Raw genomic sequence first — 7,089 nt, 5'->3', positions numbered from 1 at the left:
GGGTTCGGATCTTTCCTATCTCTTGCGAGATCACATGGTCGGGCTGACAGGATTTGAACCTGCGGCCTCTTCGTCCCGAACGAAGCGCGCTACCAAGCTGCGCCACAGCCCGCCGATCACCAGCCCCTTGCGGGGACGGCTCACAAGCACGGGAGCATAGCGGAGGCGGGAGGCCGACCTGCAATCGGGAGCCGGGTCGTGGCTACGGCACGGGCAGCAGGTTGAGGACCACTGCTTCGGGCCGGCAGGCGATCCGGACCCGGGTGTAGGGGTTGGTGCCGATGCCTGCGGAGACGTGCAGGACCGACGACCCCGGGTCGCCCGGCCGGGAGTCGGCCGGGTGGCGGTGCAGGCCGCTGGCCCGCGCCGGCTCGATGTCGCAGTTCGTGGTCAGCGCACGGGAGCCGCCGGGCCAGGGCAGACGCACCTGGCCGCCGTGCGTGTGCCCGGCGATGATGGCGTCGTACCCGTCCCGGGCGAACTGGTCCAGCACCCTGAGGTACGGCGCATGGGCCACCGCGATGCGCAGGTCGGCGTCGGGTTCGGCCGGGCCGGCGACGGCAGCCAGGTCGTCGTACGCGAGGTGGGGGTCATCGACCCCGGCGAACGCGAAGGTCGTCTCGCCGACGGTCAACCGGGAGCGACGGTTGGTCAGGTCCAGCCAGCCCGCGCCTGCCATCCCCGCGGTCAGGTCGCCCCAGGGGAGCTGGGGGACGTCGGTGTGGCGCCTGCCGTCGTCCGGTGTCAGGTAGGCCAGCGGGTTGCGCACGCCCGGCTCGAAGTAGTCGTTGGAGCCGTGGACGAAGACGCCCGGCACGTCGAGGAGGTCGCCGAGGCTGTCGAGGACGACGGGGACGGCATCGCGGTGCGCGAGGTTGTCGCCCGTGTCGATGACGAGGTCGGGCTCGAGCGCGGCCAGCGACCGCAGCCACTCCTGCTTCCGAGTCTGCCCGGGCGTCATGTGGATGTCCGTCAGGTGCAGGACCCGGAGCGGCCGCATGCCGGCCGGCAGCACCCGGACGTCGTAGGTCCGCACCGTGTACTGACGGGCCTCCCAGGCCGCGTACGACGTCACAGCGGCCCCGAGCACGCCGCCGACGCCGACGCCGCGCAGCAGAGCTCGCCCGAATCCCATTCGGCAAGCACATCACACGGCAGGCACAATCAAGGCATGAGCACCCTCAAGGACCGTCTGCGCGCCGACCTCACCACCGCCATCAAGGCCCGTGACGAGCTCCGGTCGTCCACCCTCCGGATGGTCCTCACCGCCGTCACCAACGCCGAGGTGGCCGGGAAGGTCGCCAAGGAGCTCACCGACGACGAGGTGCTCACCGTCCTCTCCAGCGAGGCGAAGAAGCGTCGCGAGGCCGCCGTGGCGTTCGAGGAGGGCAACCGGCCCGAGCAGGCCGCCAAGGAGCGCGCCGAGACGGCAGTGCTCCAGGACTACCTGCCCCAGCAGCTCGGGGTCGAGGAGATCGCCGCCATCGTCACCGCTGCCGTCGAGCAGGTCGGCGCCGCGGGTGCCGGCCCCAAGGCCATGGGCCAGGTGATGGGCATCGTGACGCCGCAGGTCAAGGGCCGCGCCGACGGCGCTGCCGTGGCCGCGGAGGTACGACGCCAGCTCGGTTGAGCCGGCGCGACGTCAGTCGTCGTCCGGGGGCGGCGGTCCGCCGCCTTCGCCGCCGCCGCGCTTCTTCTTTTTCTTCGCCGCCTTCGGGCTGCCGTCGGAGATGTAGAGGGTGACGGTGTCGCCGGCACCGAGGTCGGCGCCCGAGCCCGGTGAGGAGTAGGCGACGAGGCCGGCGCGGTAGCCCGAGTCGACGGTGCCGCCACGGACGACGCTGAAGCCCAGGTCCTCGAGGGTCGCGCGTGCGTCCTCGTAGGAACGACCGGCCACCGAGGGCACGGGGGTCAGGACACCGGCGACGTCGGTGCCCGAGGGGCGTTCGAAGTCCTCGTCCTCGAGGTACTGCGCGATGGCCTTGAACGTGTCGCCCCAGAGCGGGCCGGCCGTCGTCGAACCGGAGGACGTGTAGAGCGTCCGCCCGCCGACCGACTTGCCGTCCAGCGACTCGGGGTGGCCCTTGCGGTTGACGCCGGCGACCACCGCGGCACCAGCGAGGTTCGGCGTGTAGCCGGCGAACCAGACGGAGTTGTTGCCGTTCGTCGTACCGGTCTTGCCCGCAGCGGGCTGGCCGGGCGACAGCGCCTGGCCGAATCCGCCGGGGGCGATCACGCCCCGCAGCACGTCGTTGACGGCGTTCGCGACCGGGCTGGCCAGCACCTGGGTGCAGCTCTTCTCGTACTTCTTGAGCACGTTGCCGTCGACGTCCTCGATCTGGGTGACCGGGCGGGCGTCGCAGTGCAGGCCGCGCGCGGCGAAGGTCGAGTAGGCCTCGGCCATCTCCAGCGGGCTGACGCTGGCCACGCCGAGCGTGAACGACGGGACGATGTTCGCCTTGGTCAGCGACCGGATGCCCATCCGCTTGGCGAGCTTCCACGGCTCGCAGATGCCGACCTCCTTCTCGAGGTTGACGAAGAACGTGTTGACCGACTTCTGGGTGCCTTCGTAGAGGTTCGGCGCGGCGGACGAGCGCGTGGAGTTGCCGGGCGTCCAGATGCCGCTGCTCTGGTACGGGCCGTCGCAGGTCTCGAACTCGCTCTCGACGAAGCGGCCGGGGTTGGGCGCGGGGAACCGCTTGCTGAGCGGGATCTTCTTCTGGACCGCCGCGGCGAGCACGAAGGCCTTGAACGTCGACCCGGGCTGGAAGCCGGCCGCGTCGCCGTACTTGGTCGGGACGGCGTAGTTGAGGAAGGTCTGGCCCTTCTTCTTGCCCATCGGCCGCGACTGGGCAAGGGCCCGGACGTTGCCGCTGCCGGGCTCGATCAGGGCGAGCGCGCCGACGGCCAGGTCGTCCTTGAAGACGTGGGACTTCACCGACGCCTGCGCGGCCTTCTGGAAGCGCATGTCGATGGTGGTCTTGATGGTCAGGCCACCGTTGAAGATCAGCGCCTCACGCTCCGCGGGGGTCTCGCCGAGGGCGGGGTCGGTCTTGAGCCAGCGCACGACGTAGTCGCAGAAGAACTGGGCGCCGGAGTTCACGCACCCGTTCGGCTGCTCCTGCACCTTGAGGCCGAGCTTGCGCTTCTTCGCCTCGTCCGCCTCGGCGTCGGTGACCACGCTGAGCTGGGCCATCCGGCCGAGCACGATGTTGCGCCGCACCATCGCCTGCGCGGCGTTCTTGGTGGGGTTGTAGGCCTCGGGGCTCTGCACCAGTCCGGCCAGCAGGGCTGCCTGGCGCAGGTCGAGGTCCTTGGCGTTCACGCTGAAGTAGTGCTGGGCGGCGGCCTGGACGCCGTACGCGCCGTCACCGAAGTAGGCCGTGTTGAGGTACCGCTCGAGGATCCAGTCCTTGGTGTGGCGCTTCTCGAGCGCGATCGCGTAGCGCAGCTCCTTGAGCTTGCGACCGTAGGTGTCGTCGGTCGCTGCGGCGCGTTCCTCGTCGGTCTTGGCCTGGTTGATCAGGGTCAGCTTGACCAGCTGCTGCGTGATCGACGAGCCGCCCTGGGCGACGCCGCCCGCTGCCTGGTTGGTGAACAGGGCGCGCACCGTGCCCTTCACGTCGAGCGCGCCGTGCTGGTAGAAGCGGTAGTCCTCGATGGCGACGATGGCCTCGACCATCGTGCGCGAGATCTGGCGCAGGGGTACGTCGACGCGGTTCTGGTCGTACAGGGTGGCGATGGTGCGCCCGCCCTTGTCCTTGATCTCGGTGCGCTGCGGCAGCTGCTCGGTCGCGAGCTGCTGCGGGAGGTCGTCGACGGACTCGGCCACGTTGCGGGCGGTGAAGCCCAGGACGCCGGCGAAGGGGATCGCCAGGCCGGACACGACGACGCCGAGGACGGCAGAAACCAGCAGCATCACGCCGAGATGGGAGGCGATCTTGCCGGGCGGCAGGCCGTCGAACCGGGTGCGGGACATGGCCTCAGGGTACGGGACGTACCTGTGCGGACCGGACTCGTCGCGTGCCCCTCCGGAGGCACCGCCACGCTCAGCCTGCCGTGCGACTAGTCAGATGTGACTAGACAGGTTGGGCAGAACGAGCGATGTTGGTGAGGGGTAGTTGTCCTTTACTTTGTTCAAGTCGAAGAGGCCATGCGCTGTGGGGGTGCTGGCTCTTCGGAGGTGGGAACCACAAGGGGACAACATGTGGGTAGATGACTGGGCGCCCAGGGCGGCCTGCAGGGAATCACAGCCGGACCAGCTCTTCGTCCGTGGGGCAGAGCAGAACAAGGCCAAGCAGGTGTGTGCGGGTTGTGCCGTGCGCACCGAGTGCCTCGCCGAGGCGCTCGACAACCAGATCGAGTGGGGCGTCTGGGGCGGCATGACGGAACGGGAGCGCCGTGCGCTCCTGCGCCGCCGCCCGAGTGCATCGTGGCGCAAGGTCCTTGAGGACGCGCGCGACGGCCAGGGCGTTCCGGCTGTCTGAGGCCTGATCCGGGAGGGTTGCGCGAGCGGCCTTCCCGGCTGCTTCACCCCTGTGCCAACAGGGTGCCGACCGTGCGCAGCCCGTCGAGGTCGTGCACGTCTCCGGCGAGCGCCGGCACGACGACCGTCGCCACCTGCGGGTGGGCGGTCGCGAACCGGTCGCGCAGCATGCCCTCGCGCTGCACCATCCGCACCCGGTCGCCGTGCAACCGGAGCAGCCCGGCCGTCAGCGACCCCGCATCCTGCTGGCGCAGCCGCTCGGCCGCCGTCATCGCCTCGTCCGCGGACAGTGCCCCGGCCGGCTCCGGGCTGGCCCGGTTGATCACGAGTCCGGCCAACGGCATGCCGTCCTCGCTGAGCCGTTCCACGAAGTACTCGGCCTCGCGCAGCGCATCCGGCTCCGGTGCGGCGACCACGAGGAACGCCGTACCGTCGGCCTTGAGCAGCGAGTAGGTCAGCTGGGCACGCTGGCGGAACCCGCCGAAGACGGTGTCGAGCGCGGACACGAAGGTCTGCAGGTCCTTGAGGAACTGGGCGCCCAGGATCCGGGTCAGCGCGTTCGTGATCAGGCTGAACCCGGCCGTCATCAACTTCGCCGGGCCCTTGGCGGGCGCCATCATCAGCCGGACGAACTTGCCGTCGAGGAAGCTGGAGAGCCGTTCGGGGGCGTCGAGGAAGTCCAGGGCGGAGCGCGACGGGGGCGTGTCCACGACGATCAGGTCGTAGGTGCCGGCCGCTCGGGAGTCGCGGTGCAGCTGGCCGAGCTTCTCCATCGCCATGTACTCCTGCGTGCCCGCGAACGAGCTCGACAGCGCGATGTAGAACGGGTTGGCCAGGATCTGCTTCGCCTTCTCCGGGCTGGCCTGGGCGATGACCACCTCGTCGAAGGTGCGCTTCATGTCGAGCATCATCGCGTCGAGGCTGCCCTCGCCATTGACGCCGCTGACGGGACGAGGGGTGTTGTCGAGCTCCGCGATGCCCATCGACTGGGCCAGGCGACGCGCCGGGTCGATGGTGAGTACGACGACCTTCCGCCCGCGTTCGGCGGCGCGGAGCGCGAGCGCGGCACTGGTCGTCGTCTTGCCGACGCCGCCGGAACCGCAGCACACGATGATCCCGGTCTTCGGGTCATCGAGGAGGGCGTCGACGTCGAGGGCGCCCGCGCGCCGGGCGGGCGGGGTGGCGGGGCCGACGCGGGTCTGTCGCTGCGTGCTGCTGCGGGCCATGGTTCAGGCCATCCCTTGGGCTCGGAGGTGCGCGGCCAGCTCGTAGAGGCCGCCGATGTCGATGCCGCCGGCGATCCGGGGGAGCTCGTAGGACGGCACGTCGAGCTGGGCGACCAGCGCCCGTTGCGAGTCCTCGAGTGCGCGGCGCTCGGCGTGGTCGGCAGCTTCGGCGACGAGGTCCTCGACGAGGGTCGGGGTCACCGCGAGGCCCCCGGCGGTGAGGTCCTTCTCGATCGCGGCCTGGTCGAGGCCGCCCGTGCGGGCGGCTGCGAGGTCGTCGGCCGTGAGGTCCTGCGGCCGGACGAGGTTGACGATGACGCCACCGACGGGGAGCCGGTTGGCGCGGAGCTCGGCGATGCCGTCGATGGTCTCCTGCACCGGCATCTCCTCGAGCACGGTGACCAGGTGGACCGCCGTACGCGGCGACCGGAAGAGGGTCATCATCGTGTCGGACTGGGCCTTGATCGGACCGACCTTCGCCAGCCCGGCCAGTTCGTTGCTGACGTTGAGGAACTGGCAGATCCGGCCGGTCGGGGGCGCGTCCAGCACGACGTGGTCGTAGGTGATGGCGCCCTTGTTGCGGCTGTTGCGCTCGACGGCCTCGTAGACCTTGCCGGTCAGCAGCACGTCGCGCACGCCCGGCGCGATGGTGGTGGCGAACTCGATGACGCCGAAGCGGTCCAGCGCCTTCCCGGCGCGGCCCAGGCGGTAGTACATGGAGAGGTACTCCAGCAGCGCGGACTCCGCGTCGATGTGCAGTGCGTGCACGACGCCGCGCCCGCCGTCGTCGTCGGGGAGGCCGGTGGTCAGGCGCCGCTCGACGTACGGAAGGGGGTCGACGTCGAACATCCGCGCGATGCCCTGGCGGCCCTCGACCTCGCACAGCAGGACGTTCTTGCCCCGGCTGGCCAGCGCGAGCGCCAGTGCGGAGGCCACCGTCGACTTGCCCGTGCCGCCCTTGCCGGAGACGACATGCAGACGAACCTTCGCCCAATCACTCACCGGGGCAGCGTAGCGACAGGGGAGGCCCACGGGTGCTGATCCGTCCCGTGAACCTCCCCACGCCGCTGCGCCGACCCCGGGGTCGCTGCCGGTCGGCTCCCGGCTCACTCCATGGCGAGCCCCGCCGCGGGCGTCGTACGGCTGGCCCGGCGGGCCGGCACCACCGCGGCGAGCAGCCCGGCCACCGCCGATGCCGTCACGACCAGGGCCAGCTGGGTCCACGGCAGCACCAGGCCGGCGCCACTGACCACCGGCCCGACCAGTGCCTGCACGCCGGCCCAGGCGAACGTGACGCCCAGCGCGGTGCCGAGGACGGTGGCGACCACGGCCAGCAGGACGGCCTCGGTGGCGAGCATCCGCCGGAGCTGGCGGCGG

General features: G+C 70.7%; 7 protein-coding genes and 1 tRNA gene. 2 read left to right on the top strand and 6 right to left on the bottom strand.

What is annotated here, in order from left to right:
* Positions 1–35 precede the first annotated feature (35 nt).
* Positions 36–112 (bottom strand) — tRNA-Pro (locus ACOADB_RS08570).
* Between the two features lie 90 nt (positions 113–202).
* On the bottom strand, positions 203–1,135 hold the full coding sequence (locus ACOADB_RS08565) for a metallophosphoesterase (protein WP_378597544.1): 933 nt from the start codon (positions 1,133–1,135) through the stop codon (positions 203–205).
* A 36-nt stretch (positions 1,136–1,171) separates the two neighbouring features.
* Here ACOADB_RS08565 and ACOADB_RS08560 point away from each other — a divergent pair, with 36 nt between their 5' ends.
* Positions 1,172–1,630, top strand: coding sequence for a GatB/YqeY domain-containing protein (locus tag ACOADB_RS08560; protein ID WP_378597543.1), 459 nt, complete (start codon positions 1,172–1,174; stop codon positions 1,628–1,630).
* Positions 1,631–1,642: 12 nt separating this feature from the next.
* On the opposite strand, the gene ACOADB_RS08555 is transcribed toward ACOADB_RS08560, so the two are convergent.
* Positions 1,643–3,979, bottom strand: a complete 2,337-nt coding sequence (locus ACOADB_RS08555) for a penicillin-binding protein (protein WP_378597542.1) — start codon at positions 3,977–3,979, stop codon at positions 1,643–1,645.
* Positions 3,980–4,205: 226 nt separating this feature from the next.
* Between ACOADB_RS08555 and ACOADB_RS08550 the strand changes: the two genes are divergently transcribed.
* Positions 4,206–4,487 carry a WhiB family transcriptional regulator gene (locus tag ACOADB_RS08550; protein WP_378597541.1) on the top strand — a complete coding sequence of 94 codons (282 nt, stop codon included), beginning with the start codon at positions 4,206–4,208 and terminating at the stop codon, positions 4,485–4,487.
* A gap of 43 nt (positions 4,488–4,530) precedes the next feature.
* On the opposite strand, the gene ACOADB_RS08545 is transcribed toward ACOADB_RS08550, so the two are convergent.
* From ACOADB_RS08545 to ACOADB_RS08535, 3 genes are all read right to left on the bottom strand, one after another.
* Positions 4,531–5,712 carry an ArsA family ATPase gene (locus tag ACOADB_RS08545; RefSeq protein WP_378597540.1) on the bottom strand — a complete coding sequence of 394 codons (1,182 nt, stop codon included), beginning with the start codon at positions 5,710–5,712 and terminating at the stop codon, positions 4,531–4,533.
* 3 nt (positions 5,713–5,715) lie between these two features.
* Positions 5,716–6,714, bottom strand: a complete 999-nt coding sequence (locus ACOADB_RS08540; protein WP_378597539.1) for an ArsA-related P-loop ATPase — start codon at positions 6,712–6,714, stop codon at positions 5,716–5,718.
* A gap of 104 nt (positions 6,715–6,818) precedes the next feature.
* Positions 6,819–7,089: FtsX-like permease family protein (locus tag ACOADB_RS08535; protein WP_378597538.1), on the bottom strand; the 271-nt coding region annotated here is incomplete at its 5' end.

The sequence above is a fragment of the Nocardioides sp. CPCC 206348 genome, from assembly GCF_048654705.1.
Lineage (GTDB): Bacteria > Actinomycetota > Actinomycetes > Propionibacteriales > Nocardioidaceae > Nocardioides.
This window is presented reverse-complemented; position numbering and strand designations above follow the sequence as displayed.

Bases quoted from the DNA above. Each gene is read 5' to 3' on its own strand.
- ACOADB_RS08565 (WP_378597544.1), bottom strand. From the start codon at position 1,135: ATGGGATTCGGGCGAGCTCTGCTGCGCGGCGTCGGCGTCGGCGGCGTG.
- ACOADB_RS08560 (WP_378597543.1), top strand. From the start codon at position 1,172: ATGAGCACCCTCAAGGACCGTCTGCGCGCCGACCTCACCACCGCCATC.
- ACOADB_RS08555 (WP_378597542.1), bottom strand. From the start codon at position 3,979: ATGTCCCGCACCCGGTTCGACGGCCTGCCGCCCGGCAAGATCGCCTCC.
- ACOADB_RS08550 (WP_378597541.1), top strand. From the start codon at position 4,206: ATGTGGGTAGATGACTGGGCGCCCAGGGCGGCCTGCAGGGAATCACAG.
- ACOADB_RS08545 (WP_378597540.1), bottom strand. From the start codon at position 5,712: ATGGCCCGCAGCAGCACGCAGCGACAGACCCGCGTCGGCCCCGCCACC.